At 53.7% G+C, this 20,056-nt stretch carries 22 protein-coding genes and 1 tRNA gene; 8 read left to right on the forward strand and 15 right to left on the reverse strand.

Going from position 1 to position 20,056, the window contains the following annotated elements:
* The first annotated feature begins 102 nt into the window (after window positions 1-102).
* Entirely contained in the window at window positions 103-1,668 is a 1,566-nt protein-coding gene (locus TH5_RS03675) for an AmpG family muropeptide MFS transporter (RefSeq protein ID WP_114120727.1), read from the forward strand.
* Between the two features lie 116 nt (window positions 1,669-1,784).
* Here the strand turns inward: TH5_RS03675 and ptsN are convergent, their stop codons facing one another.
* From ptsN to rph, 13 genes are all read right to left on the reverse strand, one after another.
* Complete coding sequence (gene ptsN / locus TH5_RS03680) at window positions 1,785-2,249, reverse strand: PTS IIA-like nitrogen regulatory protein PtsN (RefSeq protein WP_062950151.1); 465 nt, start codon at window positions 2,247-2,249, stop codon at window positions 1,785-1,787.
* Between the two features lie 41 nt (window positions 2,250-2,290).
* On the reverse strand, window positions 2,291-2,890 hold the full coding sequence (gene hpf, locus TH5_RS03685) for a ribosome hibernation-promoting factor, HPF/YfiA family (protein ID WP_114120728.1): 600 nt from the start codon (window positions 2,888-2,890) through the stop codon (window positions 2,291-2,293).
* Between the two features lie 162 nt (window positions 2,891-3,052).
* Window positions 3,053-4,621 (reverse strand): RNA polymerase factor sigma-54, encoded by a 1,569-nt coding sequence (rpoN, locus tag TH5_RS03690; RefSeq protein WP_114120729.1) that lies wholly within the window; start codon window positions 4,619-4,621, stop codon window positions 3,053-3,055.
* Window positions 4,622-4,670: 49 nt separating this feature from the next.
* The gene (gene lptB / locus TH5_RS03695) at window positions 4,671-5,498 is read right to left on the reverse strand and encodes an LPS export ABC transporter ATP-binding protein (RefSeq protein WP_114120730.1); all 828 of its coding nucleotides are present in this window, start codon (window positions 5,496-5,498) and stop codon (window positions 4,671-4,673) included.
* A gap of 15 nt (window positions 5,499-5,513) precedes the next feature.
* Entirely contained in the window at window positions 5,514-6,377 is an 864-nt protein-coding gene (locus TH5_RS03700; RefSeq protein WP_114120731.1) for an LptA/OstA family protein, read from the reverse strand.
* Entirely contained in the window at window positions 6,374-7,081 is a 708-nt protein-coding gene (gene lptC / locus TH5_RS03705) for an LPS export ABC transporter periplasmic protein LptC (RefSeq protein ID WP_114120732.1), read from the reverse strand. The genes TH5_RS03700 and lptC overlap by 4 nt, the downstream gene beginning before the upstream one ends.
* Before the next feature lie 3 nt (window positions 7,082-7,084).
* Window positions 7,085-8,083, reverse strand: coding sequence for a KpsF/GutQ family sugar-phosphate isomerase (locus TH5_RS03710; protein ID WP_114120904.1), 999 nt, complete (start codon window positions 8,081-8,083; stop codon window positions 7,085-7,087).
* 215 nt (window positions 8,084-8,298) lie between these two features.
* Entirely contained in the window at window positions 8,299-8,910 is a 612-nt protein-coding gene (locus TH5_RS03715; protein WP_114120733.1) for a ribonuclease D, read from the reverse strand.
* Between the two features lie 139 nt (window positions 8,911-9,049).
* Window positions 9,050-10,000 carry a glycosyltransferase family 2 protein gene (locus TH5_RS03720; protein WP_114120734.1) on the reverse strand — a complete coding sequence of 317 codons (951 nt, stop codon included), beginning with the start codon at window positions 9,998-10,000 and terminating at the stop codon, window positions 9,050-9,052.
* Window positions 10,001-10,140: 140 nt separating this feature from the next.
* Window positions 10,141-10,227, reverse strand: a tRNA-Leu gene (locus tag TH5_RS03725).
* 169 nt (window positions 10,228-10,396) lie between these two features.
* Entirely contained in the window at window positions 10,397-11,590 is a 1,194-nt protein-coding gene (gene hemW / locus TH5_RS03735) for a radical SAM family heme chaperone HemW (protein ID WP_114120736.1), read from the reverse strand.
* A 112-nt stretch (window positions 11,591-11,702) separates the two neighbouring features.
* Entirely contained in the window at window positions 11,703-12,299 is a 597-nt protein-coding gene (gene rdgB, locus TH5_RS03740) for an RdgB/HAM1 family non-canonical purine NTP pyrophosphatase (protein WP_114120737.1), read from the reverse strand.
* Window positions 12,300-12,397: 98 nt separating this feature from the next.
* A complete protein-coding gene (gene rph / locus TH5_RS03745; RefSeq protein ID WP_097051831.1) occupies window positions 12,398-13,114 on the reverse strand; it encodes a ribonuclease PH in 717 nt (238 codons plus the stop codon).
* A gap of 335 nt (window positions 13,115-13,449) precedes the next feature.
* On the opposite strand from rph, the gene hrcA reads away from it, so the two are divergent.
* The 4 genes from hrcA to TH5_RS03770 all read left to right on the forward strand — a co-directional run bounded on the left by hrcA (window position 13,450) and on the right by TH5_RS03770 (window position 16,605).
* Complete coding sequence (gene hrcA, locus TH5_RS03755) at window positions 13,450-14,508, forward strand: heat-inducible transcriptional repressor HrcA (protein WP_114120739.1); 1,059 nt, start codon at window positions 13,450-13,452, stop codon at window positions 14,506-14,508.
* Between the two features lie 49 nt (window positions 14,509-14,557).
* A complete protein-coding gene (grpE, locus tag TH5_RS03760) occupies window positions 14,558-15,208 on the forward strand; it encodes a nucleotide exchange factor GrpE (protein WP_114120740.1) in 651 nt (216 codons plus the stop codon).
* A 149-nt stretch (window positions 15,209-15,357) separates the two neighbouring features.
* Window positions 15,358-16,101 carry an NAD-dependent deacylase gene (locus tag TH5_RS03765; RefSeq protein WP_114120741.1) on the forward strand — a complete coding sequence of 248 codons (744 nt, stop codon included), beginning with the start codon at window positions 15,358-15,360 and terminating at the stop codon, window positions 16,099-16,101.
* A gap of 36 nt (window positions 16,102-16,137) precedes the next feature.
* Window positions 16,138-16,605: an SRPBCC family protein gene (locus TH5_RS03770; RefSeq protein ID WP_114120742.1), complete on the forward strand. Its 468-nt coding sequence runs from the start codon at window positions 16,138-16,140 to the stop codon at window positions 16,603-16,605.
* 20 nt (window positions 16,606-16,625) lie between these two features.
* Here TH5_RS03770 and TH5_RS03775 read toward each other — a convergent pair whose 3' ends face one another.
* Window positions 16,626-17,333 (reverse strand): ArsR/SmtB family transcription factor, encoded by a 708-nt coding sequence (locus tag TH5_RS03775; RefSeq protein ID WP_114120743.1) that lies wholly within the window; start codon window positions 17,331-17,333, stop codon window positions 16,626-16,628.
* A gap of 75 nt (window positions 17,334-17,408) precedes the next feature.
* Between TH5_RS03775 and TH5_RS03780 the strand changes: the two genes are divergently transcribed.
* From TH5_RS03780 to TH5_RS03790, 3 genes are read left to right on the forward strand one after another with little or no spacing between them, the layout of a single operon-like run.
* Window positions 17,409-18,332 (forward strand): DMT family transporter, encoded by a 924-nt coding sequence (locus TH5_RS03780; protein WP_114120744.1) that lies wholly within the window; start codon window positions 17,409-17,411, stop codon window positions 18,330-18,332.
* Window positions 18,333-18,360: 28 nt separating this feature from the next.
* Window positions 18,361-18,690: an NIPSNAP family protein gene (locus tag TH5_RS03785; RefSeq protein ID WP_114120745.1), complete on the forward strand. Its 330-nt coding sequence runs from the start codon at window positions 18,361-18,363 to the stop codon at window positions 18,688-18,690.
* Window positions 18,687-19,052, forward strand: a complete 366-nt coding sequence (locus TH5_RS03790) for an antibiotic biosynthesis monooxygenase family protein (protein WP_114120746.1) — start codon at window positions 18,687-18,689, stop codon at window positions 19,050-19,052. The genes TH5_RS03785 and TH5_RS03790 overlap by 4 nt, the downstream gene beginning before the upstream one ends.
* Before the next feature lie 84 nt (window positions 19,053-19,136).
* Here the strand turns inward: TH5_RS03790 and TH5_RS03795 are convergent, their stop codons facing one another.
* Window positions 19,137-20,045 carry a DMT family transporter gene (locus TH5_RS03795; RefSeq protein ID WP_114120747.1) on the reverse strand — a complete coding sequence of 303 codons (909 nt, stop codon included), beginning with the start codon at window positions 20,043-20,045 and terminating at the stop codon, window positions 19,137-19,139.
* Window positions 20,046-20,056 lie beyond the last annotated feature (11 nt).

The raw sequence follows: 20,056 nt of genomic DNA on the forward strand, positions 1-20,056 counted from the left end.
CTTTTTTTGTTTTTCCTCATATATTTGGCGCCATGCGTTTCGGCATTCCTTAACCTGTTTTCCCTACCTTCAGGCAAGGTGGCATTTAGACTGGGGAAATCCATGCACAACACCGCTTTGCGCAGTTGGGGTGATTCATTTCGCGCCTTTGTCCATCCGCGCGTCATTACTATGCTGTTCATGGGCTTGTCAGCGGGGATTCCGATCCTGTTGATCTTTTCCACCCTATCGATCTGGCTGCGCGAGGCCGGAATAGACCGCTCGACCGTGACCTATTTCAGTTGGGCTGCCCTCGGATATTCTTTCAAATTTGTCTGGGCTCCGTTGATCGACCGGCTGCCATTTCCGGTTTTGCATGGTTTGCTTGGTCGCCGGAGGAGTTGGTTGCTCGTTGCCCAATGTGGCATCATCGGTGCCATCTTGTGGATGGGCTTTACCAATCCGGCCGACAATCTGACCATAATGGCCTTTGCCGCCGTTGCGCTCGGCTTTGCCTCTGCCACACAGGATATCGTGATCGACGCCTATCGTATCGAAGCTGCCAATCCCGACCTTCAGGCAATGATGAGTTCATCCTACATCGCTGGCTATCGCATCGGGATGATTGTCGCCGGTGCTGGTGCATTAACCATCGCCGGTCTGTTCGAGACCGAAGGCACCTATGAACCGCTAGCTTGGACGGTCGCCTATGGTTGCATGGCGCTGGCGATGGGGGTCGGCGTGATCACGACTCTACTGATTAGCGAACCAGTCGTTAACCGTATCGATAGCAAATATTTCCATAAAACATCGGATTATGGTCGTTTCCTTTTGATGTTTGTGCTGACTGTAATCGCCTTCATCATCGCCAATATCTATGCAAGTGACCTGACCGACCCATTGAAAACCGGCCTGACAGAAGGCGGTATAATCGGCGAACTTGCAGGTTTTATTGCAGGGACAGTTAAACTGGCAATTTCGATCACGGCGGCAATAATTGTCGCATGGCTTACAACCCGCGTCGGGGTTACACCAACCGGCATGGTGCAGGAAACATATATAGCACCGGTCAAGGACTTCATTGATCGTTATGGCAAAGCTGCCATTGTCGTGCTGGCACTGATAGGTGTCTATCGCATAGCCGATATCGTTATGGGAGTTATGGCCAACGTTTTTTACACTGATCTCGGCTTCTCCAAGGAAGAAATCGCCGCGGTTTCCAAAACATTTGGTCTGTTGATGACCATAGCGGGTAGCTTCCTCGGTGGTATTTTATCAGTTCGTTATGGTGTGGTCCGCATCCTGTTTCTGGGAGCCTTCCTGTCGGCTGCTACCAATATCCTGTTTGCCATCATGGCCCACCTAGGGCCGAATACAGTAATGTTTTCTGCCGTTATTATGGCTGACAGCCTCTCGGGTGGTCTAGCAACGGCAGCCTTCATAGCCTACCTCTCAGGTCTGACCAATATTTCCTTTACCGCCATGCAATATGCGATCTTCAGCTCGATCATGACGCTCTTTCCCAAGATTCTTGCGGGATTCTCCGGCACTGTGGTCGATGTAATCGGTTATAGCTGGTTCTTTATAGGTACAGCCTTGATCGGCATTCCTGTGCTTTACCTGGTGGTTCTGGCCAGTCGCATGACTGCGTTTAATGCAGCGGAAAAATCGGAACCAAAGCCACAATAAACCACCGGTACCGTATTCCCCATTGTTCAGAAAAAGTAAAGCCGGGCACCGCCTTAACGGCGCCCGGCTTTGGATATCTTGCTATTTGCCGAACTTGCACCCAGTCAATTGCGCGTTCAGGCGGCCTGTTCCGCCTCATCCTGGGTCAGCAATGCATAGATCGCATCTGCTGAACCAGCACCGCGCAACTTGTCACACATGCCCTGATTACGCAGCAGACGGGAAATCCGCGCCAGTGCTTTCAGATGGTCGGCACCGGCTTCTTCCGGTGCTATCAACATGCAGAACAAATCGACAGGATGTTCGTCAACAGCATCGAACTCGATCGGGTTCTGCGCGCGCGCAAAGATCATGTGCAACCGGTCGAGATCAGCCAGCTTGCCATGCGGAATCGCGACACCACCACCTACACCAGTGCTGCCAAGTTTCTCGCGATCAAGCAAAACGGAAAAAATTTCGCCTGCTTCACGCCCGGTGACTTCGGCTGCCTTTTCGGCAAGTTCCTCAAGGACAGCCTTTTTCGCGCCGGACCGCAAGGCCGGTATCACCCCCGAAGGGGAAAGAATCGATGATATGTCCATTTTTCGCGTTGCGTTGTTTGGCTCGGAAGAATCTGTATCCGTCACGCTGCACCAGCCTCCTTATCGGATGGGTCAAGCCACCCGATATTGCCGTCAGCACGACGATATACAACATTCAATCCGCCATGTTTGCCATTCCGGAACATAAGCGCCGGAATGTCCCCCAAGTCGAGCCGCATAACAGCTTCTCCGACAGAGAGCGTGTCAATGCGATCCGGTGTTTCAGCGACGATCACCGGCTCAAAGCCGTTGAGATGTTCGTCCTCTGAATGGTCTTCATCTTCCTGTGCAATCACATAATGTGTCGCATCAATTCTTGCCTGCTCATACTGATCACGGTTGGTATTGTGGTGATCACGCAATCGCCGCTTGTAGCGTCGCAACTGTTTGGCGACCCGATCACAGGCAGAATCGAAAGCAGGATACACTTCATTCGCCGATGCCTTCGCCTGAACCAACATGCCTTTGCCGACATGGACCGATATCTGCGCAATATAGAGATGTGCCTGTTTGGTGATGGTCACCGTGGCCTCGATCGCATGATCGAAATATTTCTCTACCGCAGGGTCCAACGTCTCGACGACGTGTTGACGGAGTGCGTTACCAACGTCGAGTTGCTTACCAATAACCGTAATTTGCATGGATCGCCTATCCCCAGTTGAGTGACTTCCCAGTACATATGGACCTTCAGTGCCCCTCAATCAGGAGGCCGCACCATATTCCCTCGTTAATGCCAAGTCAACATTTGGGTATTATTGGTTAATATACAACACCTTAGGGTATATTTTGCAGTGTTTGACCGGCTAGGAAACCCGCGACTTTTTTTCGCGCCGTCGCTGGACCGACGAGGGAATTCTCATCGCTTCCCGGTATTTTGCCACTGTTCGGCGGGCGATGTCGATCCCTTCCTTTTGAAGCAGCTCGACAAGTTTGTCATCGGACAAAATCTTTTTCGGATCTTCCCCATCTATCAATGACTTGATGCGATGCCGAACAGATTCAGAAGAATGCGCATCTCCCCCGTCCGCAGACGAAATTGCCGTGGTAAAAAAGTATTTCAGTTCATAAACGCCACGCGGGGTCGCCATAAACTTGCCGTTGGTCACTCGTGATACCGTGCTTTCGTGCATGCCTATTGCTTCGGCGATATCGCGCAGGATCAGCGGACGCAAATGCGATACGCCGTGATTGAAGAATCCGTCCTGCTGGCGCACGATCTCGCTTGCGACCTTCATAATTGTAGTTGCACGTTGATGCAGGGCCTTAACCAACCAGTTGGCGTTCTGGAGCTTCTCGCTCAAGAAGCTGCGTTCCTCTCGATTCCGCACCCCCTGTCCAATCTGTACGGCGTAATCCTCATTCACCAGAACACGTGGCAATGCCTCGCTGTTGAGTTCCAGATGCCAATCGCCATTACCGGCCGCACGCATCAAAACATCCGGGATTACCGGCGTTGCCGGTTCCCCGTCAGCTGTTCGTCCCGGACGCGGGTCAAGTGTACGGATTTCGGCAATCATATCCGCAAGATCGTCAGCATCGACGCCGCAAATCCGGCGCAGACGATCAAATTCACGCCGGGCCAGCAGATCCAGATTGGTAAGCAAAGCCGCCATTGCCGGATCGAACCGGTTACGTTCACGCAGTTGCAGTTCGATACATTCAGCAAGATTGCGGGCAAAAATGCCGACCGGCTCGAATCCCTGCATGGCCGCGAGCACACGCAACACATCCTCCATATCGCATTCAAGCGATTCGGCAACTTCTTCCAGTGGCCCTGCCACATAACCACTTTCATCAAGCATATCGATCAGATAACTGCCGATCATGCGTGAAACGGCATCGGCAAAGGCAATGTTGAGCTGATCATCAAGCAACTGTCTCAGGGTCGCCTGATCGGCCAGAGTCTGTTCAAGCCCTGGTAAATCTTCGCCACTGGCACCACCGCCTGTCCCACCGCTGTAAGGTGCAGAATAATCATGATTTCCGGCAACAGGGGCACCATCGGAACTGATTTCACCTTCGCCATTATAAAGGGCGTCCGGCGCACAATCGAGCGGACCGGAATCGTCGGTGCTCATGGTTTCGCTGGATGTCAGCCGGTCAGTACCGAAACGATCCTCTCGATCCGAAAAATCATCATTTGTACGGAAGTCGATGCCCTGGTCGCCATTGCCGACAGCTCCGTCGCCAGCTTCGGCAAAAGTCTGACCAGGATCAACACGTTCCAAAAGCGGGTTTTCCAGCAACTCGCTATCGATGAAATTGGAAAGCTCGATATTGTTAAATTGCAGCAGTTTGATCGCCTGCTGCAATTGAGGCGTCATAACAAGAGACTGGGACTGACGAAGATCAAGCCGCGCCTTCAGGGCCATTATGAACTACCCCGTGTCAATCCGAACCCCCCAAGAAGCAGGTGTTTCATCAAAGGCTGAAACGATCGCCCAGATAAACCCTTCTGACATCGTCATTCCTGACGATTTCATCGGGACCACCTTCCATCAAAACCCGACCGTCATGCAAGATATATGCCCGGTCAATGATGTCCAGAGTCTCGCGCACATTGTGGTCGGTAATCAAGACCCCAATGCCACGATCTTTCAGATGACGTACAAGATCGCGAATATCACCAACTGCAATCGGGTCAATCCCGGCCAGCGGTTCGTCCAGCAGAACGAAGTTCGGATGGGCTGCAAGGGCACGTGCGATCTCGCAACGACGGCGTTCCCCGCCCGACAGGGCAAGGGCCGGAGTCCGACGCAAATGCTCGATGGCAAATTCGGCCAGAAGGTCTTCGAGATTCTGCTCGCGCGTGATCCGGTCATCCTCGACAACCTCAAGCACAGCCATGATGTTCTGCTCAACGGTCATACCGCGGAAAATGGATGCTTCCTGAGGCAAATAACCGATTCCCATGCGGGCACGCTGATACATCGGCATCATGGTGATATCCCGCCCGTCCAGCGAAATATTACCGCGATCCGGGGAAATCAGGCCGGTAATGATATAAAAACTGGTGGTCTTGCCTGCGCCATTCGGACCCAAAAGACCAACAGCCTCACCACGCTGAACCGACATCGATACATCTTTCAACACCGGACGCTTCTTGAAACTTTTGCCAAGATTGTGCGCAACCAGCCCCTTGTTGGCTGTTACCAGTCGCGGGCCATTACCGGAGGATGCATTACTGCCACTGCCGGCCTTGTTTGCATGTGTGCTGTCGGATTTTCCGCTTTTGCGCGACCAGAACAAATTCCCGACCCTTCGTCAGTTGCCATTCCCGGATTGACCCGGGCTGTTTTCTTCGTCTTTTTCCGGCACAAGCAGGCCGCGGACGCGACTTTTGCCATCGCCATTTCCGTTGGCGGTCAATCGGCTGACCCCCGTATTCAGGTCAACCACAGCACGATCACCGTTCAACTGGTTCTCGCCGCGTGTGATCTTAACCGATCCGACAAGGGTTGCGATACCCGTTTTCGCATCGTAAACGCCTTGATTGCCAACCACAAAGTCCGTTGGTGTACGAATGGTAACGTTTCCGTTGCCATCGATCCGGCTCAGCTCGTTTTCGCCGTTCTTGCCCACCTCGAACCGTGCTGTCAGCACATCCCCTCGAAGAGTGCGGTCATCAGAAATAGCAACCGCATTGCCACGGGCGACTGCCATGCGTTCCGCTTCCCAATATTCGAGACTTTCTTCAGCTGTCAGCGTCTCGGTCGGCGTTTTGTATTGCAGATCTTCACCCGTCAACACGACAACCGCATCGTCAATGTCATAAATTGCCTGATCGCCGGTCGCGACGTCGGTTTCCGATGACAGTTTGACGTTGCCGGTCGCGATAATACGGTAAATCTCGCTTTGTCCATCACGATCACGATAAAGCGCGCGCAGCTCGTCGGCATCAACGCGCGAATTGCCGCGTTTGGCAACTGCATTACCCCGAGCAATCAGAACCTGCTCGTTGCGCCGCCATTCGATGCCGTTATCAGATTCGACCTCAAGCCCTCCACCGCCGCTTTGGGCAAGACCAAGCGGATCAGCATACGCGACCCCGCACGGAACCATCACCGCACCACCCAAAACTGCTGCCATCAAAAAACGACGCATCGCAAAAGGCGCAATTGCGATCATGACTTCCCTTTCAATGCACTATCGAAAATCACCAGCCGGGCATTTCCCAAAAAGCGGATTACCGACCCCTTGTCTTCAAGCTCGAACCCGGTGTCTGATTTGATTGTTCCAAACGGTCCCTGCCCGTCGACCGGTTCATTACCTTTGGCACTTCCGTTACCCAATGCAATCTCGGCCTGCTCGGTATGAATTTCGAACCCCTGATCGTGATACATATTCACGGTACCGACCAAATCGAGGAGCTCGTTGCTTTCGGTATAGAACCCCGTATCCGCGGTCAGTGCAATCCAGGACCCGTCCTCAAGCGTGATATCGGCCTGCGGCGCATCCAGACGCACGTGCGCCAAGCGGTCTTTGTTTTCGGGTTGCTCGACGGCTTCATTGGCCGTCACGGTAAAGGGCTGCCGGTTACTGTCCACACCAAAAAAGCGCGGATTGCTCATGGTGACATTTTCCATCAGATCGTCGGGGGTGGTCGAAAAGCCAAGGCGGAAACCACTTTCCTGCACTTTCTCGATCTGAGGCCACAACACGACAAGTGCGACAAGCGTCGCCGCAATCAGCGGCAGAACCAGCTTAAGCATATTAACAATCGTTCGGCGGAACGGATTGATCTGCACATCGCGCCGACCGGACGGCATGCGATCGTTCATGCGTGCTGTGCGCGCCGCCCGTTCGATCTCAGCCTTCCGATCCTCGCTCATGGATTACGCAACCCCCAGACGCAGAAGGTCATGGATATGAACAAGTCCTACCGGTTTGCCGATATCGTCGACAACAAACAGGGCCGTGATGCTACGATCATTCATAACAGCAAGTGCCTCGACTGCCAAAAGATCGGAACTGGTCGCTTTGGGGTTACACGTCATAACATCGACAACCCGCATCGCCACCAAATTGTCCGCCATATGCCGACGCAGATCGCCATCGGTAACAATGCCAGTCATCTTGCCGTCGCCATCAAGCACACCGACACAACCAAACGATTTTCCGGTCATGATTACCAATGCTTCGGACATCAGGGCGTCTTCGCCGATCAACGGAATATCGGCAACATCATGCATGACGTCGCTCACACGCAGCAACCGCTGCCCCAGCTTACCACCGGGATGGAAGGTTCGGAAATCATCGGCACTAAAGCCTCGGCGTTCCATCAGCGTCACGGCAAGTGCATCAGCAAAGGCCAGCATCGCCGTAGTCGAGGTCGTCGGTGCCTGTTTGTTGGGGCATGCTTCCGGACTGTTGGGCAGGATCAACGGATAGTCGGACTGCATTGCCAATGAGCTTTCCGGGCGACGGGTCATCCCGATCAGCGGGACATTAAAACGTCTGGTATAGGCAATGATGTCAGACAATTCCGGAGTTTCACCAGAATTCGACAAGGCAAGGACCGCATCGTTCTTGCCGATCATGCCTAGATCGCCATGGCTAGCTTCGGCCGGGTGGACAAAAAAGGATGGCGTCCCGGTGGAGGCGAAGGTCGCAGCAATTTTCTTGGCGATATGACCGCTTTTTCCCATGCCTGTCACGACCAGACGACCCGCAAGACTTTCAATCAGATCAATTGCCTTGCAGAAATCACCGTTCAGCGATTCCGAAAGATCACGCAGCGCATCCGCTTCAATCGCCAAAACCCGGCGGGCGACTTCAATATCCTTTTCCGCTGCCGGTTCGGGTGTGTTTTGCAGTCTCGGGATTTCTGTCATTGGTTTCTTTTTCATTTCCCTGCAAAAGCATTCCTAAAATATTCACAGGGAAGAGATGGGCGGGAATATCTATGCTGGCAAGCCACGAAAGCCAATATGTACCTGCGCTTCAACATGGTCAATTCCCATACCCGAAGCCGGTTTACACAGAATTAACATCGTAGTCCTGGACTGTAAAAATTTGACGGATGGAATCAGTTGGCAAACGGACGCATTTAGTGTGCGAAAATATCCGCCTCTTCCCAGCCCAAAAGATCCAGCGTCGCCCGTATCGGAAGGAACTCAAAGCAGGCCTGTGCCAGTTCGGTGCGGCCTTCTCGCTCCAAACGCCGATCAAGCTCTTCCTTGGCCTTGTGCAGATACAGCACATCGGACGCTGCATAAGCGATCTGTTCATCTGAAAGTTCGGCCGAGCCCCAGTCAGAACTTTGTTGCTGCTTGTCCAGATTGACGCCAACCAGTTCACGCACCAGATCCTTCAGGCCGTGTCGGTCGGTATAGGTACGCACCAGTTTCGATGCGATCTTGGTGCAATAGACAGGCGCGCACCGCACACCGAGATATTTGTCCATCACAGCAATATCGAACCGCCCAAAGTGAAACAGCTTCAGAACCGACGGATCATCCAAAAGCTTCTTAAGGTTGGGCGCCTCGTAATTTTCTCCGTCGAACTTCACCAGATGGGCATCACCATCTCCAGCCGAGAGCTGAACGACGCACAGACGATCTCGGTGCGGATTAAGGCCCATGGTTTCACTGTCAATGGCAACGACTTTGCCAAGATCAAGCCCGTCGGGCAAATCTCCGTGATGGAGGAAATTGGTCATCGCAATTCTCCAGAATGCTGGTTTGGCCCTGTATTAACACAGCATCCCCGCCGTCGCGATGCAAAAGAGACACCGCATCGCATGTTTCGTATCCGCTATTGAATAGAGATTTTCTGAAACACAAAGGAGAATCATGCCATCACGGTTTGGCTGACCTCCTGATGCCGGAAAGATTTTGAAAAACGAATGCAAAACGGCTCAAGTCCGCCGGGTCATTCCGACCAAGACCAATTTTATGTGCCAGATAACGAAGATCGAGATCAAGTGTATCGAAGGGCGCACCATAACGTTTGGCCTTGCGTGCCGCCGAAATGCACTTGCCGAATATTTTGCGACGCTTGTCAGGTGCTATTTCGGGATGCGCACGCAAAAAATTCGCATACGTTAAGAAGCGGTCGTGATGCTGCTGCATTTTATTCGCCGAAAGATGATTTCCCGCATCGGGAATGGCGGTCACGACCATGTCGGCATCAATCACACGGCGCGCACGCAACGATAATCGCAATGGCAGGGATTCATCCTGAATGAACACATCGGGGTCGCATCCTCCTGCCTGCTCGAACAATATCCGTTCCACCAACCATGTCATCCGCACCATGCCTCGCCCCAAAATGCGGCCCAAGACATCATCAAATGTCTTTACATCAATATTACTGCCGATCATCCCGGCTCTCGCCTGCTCGATTGGCACGTCGGTTTTTCGTCCCTTACCATGCACCATGTCGGCGTCATGATCGCGAGCAAGATCCAGCATCACTGTGACCGCATCAGGAGCCAGCAACTCATCGCAATCAAACAGTGCAAGGTATTTTCCCTGCGCCTGAGCAGCTCCCTGATTAAGCCGGATTGCAGGACCAGCATTGGTATCGTTGGCAATCACCCGGACAAAATCATGCTTTGCCGCAAAGCCGTCCAGAACTGAACGCGATAAATCCGTTGAAGCGTCATCAATGAAGATGACCTCGCCCGAAAACTGTCCCTGCTGCGCAAGCAGACTCGCAAAAAAATACGGCAAGGCCGCCGCCTTGTTATAGACCGGCAGAATGAAACTGACGTCAGGCGCCACGCCATCAGAGCGAGAAGAAAACATTTCAACTCTCTATTATACGGGTGTTCAGCCGTCTTAACACAGCCATCCTCCAGCCGCGACGCAAAAGTCATGTGCAGCAAGGCTTTTGCCAAAACCCCAAAACGACAATACCCCAGCACACCGTCGGGTGTACTGGGGTATGGTGCCCAGGAGAAGACTCGAACTTCCACGACCTTGCGGCCACTGGCACCTGAAGCCAGCGCGTCTACCAATTCCGCCACCTGGGCATAGGGGCTTGTGATATTTGCCCGGCGAAACCCGCCGGAACGGGGCGCAATATACGCTGCCAAACTTCGGTGTCAACAACCTTTTTGGCGGTTTTGCAAAACGAATCTTTGAAAACCGGCCATCGCTGCAAAACATAAGGAAAATCTTGATTTTCCGCCGCAGCCAAGATCACGCCGAATGGTCGAACAAGTATCTGAGAACCCCGTTCAAACGGTTCCGGCCCTGATCAGTCGCACGCAATCCGGTGTGATCGAAAATCAGATCGCCCGACGCGATCAGGGTTTCAAGCCGCTCTGAGTCCAATGCCTTGCGCGGAGCTTTTCCAATAATCCGCTCAAAACGCCCCAACGGAATCGGCTCATTCAGGCGCAGCCCCATCATCACCATTTCGATCAAACGTTCATCGGCTTCCAACGCTGTTTCTTCCTGGGTGCCGTGTCCCTGCTTTTCCACACGGTCAAGCCAGATTTCCGGCGCACGATGACGGCGTACCGCCATCGGTTTCGTGCTGCCATCTGGCTGAATAACAGCTTCGCGGCCGTGCGCCCCTGGCCCGATACCAAGGTAATCGCCATAGCGCCAATACACCAGATTATGGCGGCTTTCCTGCCCCGGACGGGCATGGTTGGAAACCTCGTAGCAGCTATAACCTGCAGCGCTGGTTTCTTCCTGGGTGATTTCATAAAGATCGGTCGCTAGGTCTTCGTCGGGTACAACCAGGTCACCGCGCTGATGCAGGGTGTAGAACTGCGTACCCGGCTCGATTGTAAGCTGATAAAGCGAGATATGACCGCGTGCGATATCAAGTGCTTCGCGCAATTCCCGACGCCATGCTTCCGGATCATGTTCGGGCCGGGCATAAATCAGATCGAACGAAAACCGGTCAAAGACATTGGCCGCAACATCAAGGGCACGCCTGGCTTCCGCCGCATTATGAACGCGCCCCAAAAATTTAAGGTCCCGATCATTGAGCGCCTGAATGCCTATTGATACCCGGTTGATGCCGTTGGCTGCAAAAGCGGAAAACCGGTTGATTTCAACCGTTCCCGGATTGGCTTCCAGCGTGATTTCGATGTCATCGGTTACCGGCCAGAAGGTTTTGATATCAGCAATCAATGCCCCTGCCGTTTCTGGATCCATTAGTGATGGCGTGCCACCACCAAAAAACACCGACCCGACAGTCCGTCCGGGATGGCGTGCCGCCCCCGCCGCAAGTTCGGCCCGAAGGGCTGCCCGCCAACGCGCATGATCAATCTTGTCCGCAACGTGACTGTTGAAATCACAATAGGGACATTTCGACAGGCAAAACGGCCAATGGATATAGATGCCAAACGGGACGGCTTCTGCGTTTGCTTGGGACACGCGGTTCTCGATCTTCGACTACGGGAAAGACGGATAAAGTAACACGCACCGCCGATGGTTACATCAGCGATGCGCGCATAGGTTCGATGCAGGCAGCTTGACCGCCAAATCTTTACTTGAAACAAGCTCTGACCAACTGGCGAAACGCATCCGCCCGATGGCTCATTTCATGTTTCTTTGCCGGGTCCATTTCGCCAAAGGTCTGATCATAACCCTTTGGTTGGAAAATCGGGTCATAGCCAAAACCGTGCATCCCGCGCTTCGGCCAGACAATTTCGCCTTCAACCCGACCTTCAAAATTCTCGACATGGCCATCGGGCCAAGCCAGCGACAGGGCGCAGATAAAAGCCGCCCGGCGATCGGGATGGTTACCAATACCGTTCTGGACCTTTTCCATCGCCATGTCGAAATCCTTGTCCGGTCCGGCCCAGCGGGCCGAATAAATGCCCGGCGCCCCGTCAAGAGCCGAAACAGACATGCCGCTATCATCGGATAAGGCCGGCAAATTGGCAGCCCGGGTCGCGGCAAGCGACTTTAACTGCGCGTTGCCAATAAAGCTGTTTTCGGTTTCTTCGGGTTCGGGAAGGTTCAAATCACCGGCGGAAATCACCTCGATCCCGAACGGATCGAGCAATTCGGCGATTTCCTTGATCTTGCCTTTGTTATGGCTGGCGATGACAAGTTTTTTTTCCGTAAAGCGACGGGCCATGATGCTGCCTGAGATAGTCGGGTCGTTAAGACGAGGACGGGTGGGAAACACAGATGCAGTTCCGGGCGAGACAACAAATGCCTCGCCGGAAATAATTCTTAAAGACCGATGGCCGCACGCTGTTTGGCAAACAGTTCTTTGCAACCTTTTTCAGCCAGTTCAAACATCCTGTCATAGGCAGAACGATCAAACGGCACATCTTCAGCTGTCGCCTGAACTTCGACAATGCCGCCATTGCCAGCAAGGACGAAATTGGCATCTGCGCCGGCATTGCTGTCTTCGGCATAATCAAGATCAAGCACCGCTTCGCCCTGATAAATTCCGCAGGAAATTGCTGCGACCGGCTGGGTCAACGGAATTTCCTTGATCAAACCAAGACGGCGAACGCCCTGGAACGCCAGATGGGCTGCAACATAAGCCCCCGTGATCGATGCGGTACGCGTGCCCCCATCTGCCTGAATCACGTCGCAATCAAGGCGCATCTGCATTTCGCCCATGCCTTTGAGGTCGGCCACCGCACGGATCGAACGACCAATCAAGCGCTGGATTTCCTGGGTACGTCCCGACTGACCACCGCGTGCAGCTTCGCGTTGCATACGGCTGTCGGTTGCGCGCGGCAGCATGCCGTATTCGGCTGTGATCCAGCCCTTACCGGAATTGCGCATCCAGCCCGGCACTTTGTCCTCGACCGTCGCGGTACAAATCACATGGGTATCCCCAAATTTGATCAGGCAGGAGCCTTCAGCATATTTGGAAACACCGGTTTCGATGGAAACGTCGCGAAGCTGATCGAAATTACGGCCGGATGGACGCATGGGGTCTAAACCTCTTTAATCTGGGTCGGATCAGCCCTAATTGGCTGATCAAAGATAGCTGAAATTGCGGCCAAAGCTACTGAGCATCTCCGTAAAGGTCCAGCAGTTTCCCGGAAAATAACGGCAAAAACCCGGCATCATCACCACGAGACTCCAACAAGAAAAGTCGCAAACCACAGACGATTAGCGACGAATTCAACGGATTGGCAGGTCTAAGTTCCTGATCCATAGCAACCTTCAGATCTTCGCCTGCTTCCTCCGATCCGCCAGCTTCATTGACGCCTGCCCGACACCTCACTAAATTCCACGCAACGCATTTCTTTTTCAGGTTTGGCATGGCGCTGTTTGACGACACAATACTAGGCGATATGAATGCGCGGTCTCGCGAAGTATTTCGCCAGATCGTCGATGCCTATGTCGAAACCGGCGAACCGATCGGCTCGCGGTCGATTGCACGCCGTATGTCGGAAAATCTTTCGGCAGCAACCATCCGCAATGTGATGTCCGATCTTGAAGAAATGGGTCTTCTGGTCGCCCCCCATATTTCGGCTGGTCGTTTACCAAGCGAAAAAGGCCTGCGTCTTTTCGTTAATGCCCTGATGGAAGTCGGCGATCTGCCCAACGCCGAACGCGATCAATTGACCAAGAATTGTGAACAGGCAGGCTATTCGCTTGATCAGATGCTGGGCGAAGCCACCAGCATGCTATCAGGCCTGTCACGATGTGCCGGGCTTGTCGTTGCACCGAAAACCGATGGCATCCGTTTAAAACAGATTGAATTTGTTGCCCTTTCACCGGGAAAGGTTCTTGCCGTTCTGGTATCGCAAACCGGCAATGTCGAGAATCGTATCCTTGATGTTCCGCCCGATTTGCCGACCTCGGCATTGACAGAAGCGTCGAACTATCTAAATACCCGGTTGGCCGGAAAGACACTTGATGACGCCCGGCAATTGATGAGTCTCGAACGCGACCGCATCAAACAGGAACTCGACGAATTGTCGGCAGGTCTGATAGATGCCGGACTTGCGACGTGGGCCGGCGGGGTCAAGGGTTCGTCCCTGATCGTCAAGGGCCAGTCGCAGCTGCTTGAAAATATCGACACGATCGAACAGCTCGAAACTGTCAGACGGCTGTTTAACGTGCTCGAAGCACGCGATCAGATGATTGAATTGCTTGATGTCACCACGATTGCCCAAGGTGTGCAGATTTTCATCGGGTCCGAGAATAAGTTGTTCGGCGGATCGGGACTTTCGATGGTGATTTCGCCTTATCAGAATGCCGAAGGCAGCATTGTGGGCGCAATCGGGGTTGTCGGACCGACCCGGATCAATTATGCCCGGATCATTCCGCTGGTCGATTACACCGCCAAGCTGGTCGGGCGACTGATTGGATAAACGTTGGCGCTGCGTGTCAGGCCACACAAATTGAAGGTACAGGTTAGCCATGTCGGAAACCGCAAAGAACAACCCGGAAGATCTGAACGGCGCTGCTCGCGCAGACGAAGCTGTCGTTGAAGATGTCGCAGCAGAGGCGACAGATGCCGAAGCAGAAGGCGGCGAAACTGCGAATGCTGATCCCGTTGCCGTACTCGAAGCCGAAGTTGCCGAATTAAAGGACCGTCTGCTGCGCGCCGCCGCCGAGGTGGAAAACACCCGTCGCCGCGCCAAAAAAGATGTCGAAGACGCCAGCAACTATGCCGTCACAAAATTCGCTCGTGATCTTCTTGATGTTGGCGATAACCTTCGCCGCGCTCTTGAAGCCGCGGGCAACGATGCCAATGCAGATCCCGCAATGAAGACCCTGATTGACGGTGTCGAAATGACCGAAAAGTCCTTGCTCAAGGCGTTCGAGCAGAATGGCATCGAAAAACTGGAACCGCTGGGTGAAAAGCTTGATCCCAATCAGCATCAGGCCGTGTTCGAAATGCCAAACCCTGCTTATCCCGATGGCCATGTCGCCCAGGTGATGCAGGCAGGTTATGTGCTCAAAGGACGTCTGCTGCGTCCGGCAATGGTCGGGGTTACCAAAAACCCGGCTGGTCAGGAAGCTGCAAAAAGCGACGAACCGGGCAGCAATGTCGATACATCAGCCTGATCAGCTGACGGATTAAAAAGTAAAATGCAAACCGGTTTTTGCGGATTGGGTTTTACAAACGGCTCTGCCACAGACGTGGCGGGGCCGTTTCTTTTTGGACGATCTGGCGCTAGGCTGAGCCAATTGCAACATTGCAAACGGAAACCACCATGCCGCTTCGCTCTGACATTATCGATATTCTACGCGCTGATGCTGCCCCGATTGTCGTTCTGACCGGAGCCGGGATATCAAAGGAAAGCGGCCTGCATACCTTTCGTGATCCCGATGGTATATGGGCTCGGTATGACATCTCCGAAGTCGCAACGCCTGAGGCGTTCATCAATAATCCCGATCTGGTGCATCATTTCTATAATGACCGGCGTGCAGGCGTGCTTGATCCGGCCGTTCAACCCAATGCGGCACATTTGGCTCTTGCCCGGCTCGAAGCAGAATGGCCAGGCGATGTGCTTCTGGTAACCCAGAATATTGACGATCTGCATAACCGGGCAGGTTCAAAAAACCTGATCCATATGCATGGCGAGTTACTGAAAATCCGCTGCAATCATTGTGATCTTTTGACCAACTGGTCCGAGCCGCTCGATCAGGGCATCCCCTGCCCATCCTGCGCCAAGCAGGGCGGCCTGCGCCCCCATGTTGTCTGGTTCGGGGAAATGCCGCTGGAAATGGAACGCATTTATACGGCCTTGGCTAATTGTGGCCTGTTCATCTCGATCGGGACATCAGGCAATGTTTATCCGGCAGCCGGTTTTGTGCAAATGGCCCGCGAGGAAGGAGGTGCCGAAACCGTAGAACTCAATCTGGAGCCAAGCAACGGTGCGACATCGTTTGAATACAGCCGCTATGGTGCTGCGAGTGAAATCGTTCCATCATTTGTCTCATCACTGATCGGCTGATAAATTACCTTCCTCAATCATAAGAGGAACGCCACCATGAATTTTAAACCGGAAACACATGAACTGAGCCTGACCCGCCTGCTTGATGCCCCGCGCCAAAAACTTTTCCGCTGCTGGACGGATGCCGAATTGCTCAAACAATGGTTTGTCCCCAACCCTTGGACCATTGCCCGAGCTGAATTGGACGTTCGCCCCGGTGGATCAACCCTGATTGTCATGAAAAATCCCGAAGGCGATGAATTCCCCAATCCGGGTATCTATCTTGAAATCGTTGAAAATGAAAAGATCGTCCTGACCGACGCCTATACAAGCGCGTGGGTCCCGTCGGCAAAGCCATTCATGACCGCAATCGTCACCTTTGCCGATGAAGGCGATAAAACCCGTTACACCGCAATCGCCCGCCATTGGTCCGAAGAAGACCGAAAAGCGCACGAGGAAATGGGCTTTCATGAAGGTTGGGGCATTTGTGCCGATCAGCTTGAAAAACTCGCCCAAAGCCTTTGAGGCAGGGTTAGGGGATCATCTCAACTGATTCTTCCTGCCGCGGGCTCCCGACCGTCACAAAGCGTGTGGAACTGCTTTTCGCCCTCCAGGCTGAAGCGGACCACACGCGAGTCCCGTCTGCGTTGCGCCCAACCCAGTTCATAAAATCGGTTCAATAATGCCGCCCCGAATGCCCCGGCCAGATGTGATTGCCGTGCGCTCCAATCCAGACATTCCCGGCATAGCGGCCGAGGCGTATTACGCAACGCCATAAGATCAATGCCAAACCCGGCGGCGAAATCCGCCCCTGCATCGGTCAGTATCACACCGTTATGATCAATGGCGATCAGTTCACGTTCTTCAAGTGCGGCAAAAAGGGCAACTCCCATTTCGCCAGCCAGATGATCGTAACAGACTCGCGCCTTGCGCAATTCCGGGTCCTTCGGGCCGGTTCGCACCCGGTTATGGCCAACCCGGCTGGCAATCCCCATCAGGACTTCCAATACCTCGACAATATCAGGGCCGGAAAGCGTAAAGTAACGATGCCGCCCCTGCTTGCGCGGGGTAACGATCTGACCGGCTTCAAGCTTTGCCAGATGCGAACTTGCCGTTTGGGGCGTCACACCAGCCTCTTGTGCAAGTTCGGCAGCAGTCAGGGCGCGGCCGCTCATCAGAGCGGTCAGCATGTTCGCGCGTGCCGGATCGCCAAGCAATGCAGCCACGCGGGCAATATCGGGTCCTTCTTTCATAGTTCGATGTTAATCGAAGCATTGACTACCAGCAATCGGTTATCTGTTCGGAATTGCCCCTGCCCGGAGATCCGAATGACATCGTCCAAAATATCGCTACCCTTTGAAATCGGTTTGTTGGCTGTGCTCGCCCTGCTTTGGGGATCGTCGTATCTGTTTATCAAAATCGCGCTGACCGATATCCCACCAATTACCCTGATCGCAATCAGGGTAGGCATCGCATCACTGTTTCTTTTTGCCGTCATGTCCTGGCGTGGCGAACGTTTTCCAAGGGATGGCAAGGTTATCGGCATGCTGCTGATACAGTCGGTTTTCAACAGCCTCGGCGCATGGACCGTCCTTGCCTGGGGACAGCAACATGTCGAAAGCGGCCTTGCCAGTGTGCTGAACTCGACGTCTCCGGTTTTTGTGTTCCTGTTCACGGCCCTTCTGACACGGCATGAACGAATTGACCGGTTTCGTCTTGCCGGTGCGTGCCTTGGCATTGCGGGTGTGGTGCTGATTGTCGGCCCCGGTGCGCTTACCGGGCTTGGGCAACATCTCGGCGGGCAACTCGCTATTATTACCGGGGCGATCCTTTATGCCGGGGCAGCGATCTATGGCAGACGCTTCAACACCCTGCCCGCAACGGTCACCGCCGCGGCAACCATGATCTGGGCCAGCTTCTTTCTGATCCCGGCAAGTTTGGTACTGGATCAGCCTTGGACCCTGACACCGTCAACACCCGCCATTCTTGCAACGCTTGCCCTATCGGTCTTTTGCACGGCAATTGCCTTGCTGATCTATTTCCGGCTGTTGCGCACGCTCGGATCAATGGGGGTTGCCAGCCAAAGCTATCTCCGTGCCGGGATCGGCGTCTTGCTGGGCGTTCTTTTGCTTGGTGAAAGCATAAGCCCGCCGGTTATTGGCGGTATCCTCTGCACGCTCGTCGGCGTCGCCATCATCAATCTGCCGCTCACCTTCTGGCAAGGATCCACATCACCTTCTTCAAAATTGTGAAACAATCAACCATCCAGGGAAATTGAAAATGATCACCTGTTTCATCCGCTACGAAATCGATCCTTACAAAAAGGACGCCTTTGTCGAATATTCTCGCAACTGGGGCGAGGCAATCCCGCGTTGCGGGGCCGATCTGGTCGGCTATTTCACCCCGCATGAAGGATCGATCTCGACGGCTTATGCTGTCTATCATTTACCCGATCTGGCATCATATGAAGCTTATCGTACACGCCTGTCGCAAGATCCGTTGGGCCGTGAAAACTATCAGTTCGCCCAACGCGAAAAGTTCATTCTGCGCGAGGAACGCCAGTTCTTCAAAATCGCTTCCACCCCGCATGCGGAGCTGATCAAGCCATGATTGCCGTTATTTTCGAAGTCCTGCCCCACAAACAGCATCGCGACGAATATTTCTCGATAGCCGGGGACCTGCGTCCGATCCTTGAAACCATCAACGGGTTCATTTCGATTGAACGGTTTGAAAGCCTGACCGAACCGGGAAAGGTCCTATCCCTATCCTTCTGGCGCGACGAGGAGGCCGTCATGGCCTGGCGCAATGTCGGTGAACACCGCATTGCCCAAGGCAAAGGTCGCAACCGGATTTTCGATGATTATCGGCTGCGTGTCGCCCATGTCATGCGTGACTACGGAATGCATGAACGTGCGCAAACACCGGACGATTCCCGCAAATTGCATGGCGATACATCTTCAGGAATCAACTGAGAAAATCGCACATACCCGCATTGGACATAGCCGGGTGTGCGCTAAACCTTTGCCGTGGCGACCTTGCTGTCATCATTGTCATTGTCATTGTTCATGCCCGGCGGGAGCAACAGGTACCGGTTTTGCGCCACCTTTATAGTCAAGCAACGCAACCGCCAGCACAACAATCCCTGCACCGATAAAGATGACGGGCACGGGCAACATGTCAAAGAAGATCAGATCCATCGCCACCGAAAACGGCAAGGCCGTATAAGCCGCCGGTGAAATGACACTGGCATCAGCCACCCGGACAGCACGCAGGACCATATAATTGGTCAGCATGGCAAAAAAGCCTGCCCCGGCGGAATAAAGCCAGTCAGCAAGGGCGGCTGGTTGCCACATGATAACCGCGACCGGCACCCAGATGACAATGGCAACAATCTGTGGCCAGAACAGCATTGAAAAATTCGTCTCTGTCCGGGTCATCACTTTGGCAAAAAGTGTCTGGGCGGAAAAACAGAATGCCCCGATCAGGGCAGCAGCAACGCCGAGCGGCACGCCAAACCCGTCCATCTTCGGCACACACATCACCCAGACACCAACAAGGCCGAGCAAGGTGGCCGTCACTTTGCGCGCTGTCAGTTTTTCACCCAGAATCACAACCGCCAGCATCACGGTCAATAATGCCTCGATGAACAGATAGGCATTAACCTCGGCAATGCTCATCTGTCGCAGGGCGAAAAACACAAAAAACAGCGATCCATACCACAACACACCACGCGCCAGATGGGCATAAGGCCGTTTGGTCCGGATCGACCGGGTGCCTATAAACATCAGGATAATCAGGAATATAGCGACTGTGGTTACTGCACGCATGGCAAGGATTTGTGCGGTTGGCACATCATGGGACACCAGCTTGGCACAAACATCGACAAAAACGCCCGATGCCATCGCCGCTGTCATCCATAAAACGCCGCGAAAATTACCGCTGAGGCGCAAAAGCGTCCCGGTCATCACCTATGATC

The sequence above is a fragment of the Thalassospira xianhensis MCCC 1A02616 genome (genome assembly GCF_003326475.1).
Taxonomy (GTDB): Bacteria; Pseudomonadota; Alphaproteobacteria; order Rhodospirillales; family Thalassospiraceae; genus Thalassospira; species Thalassospira xianhensis.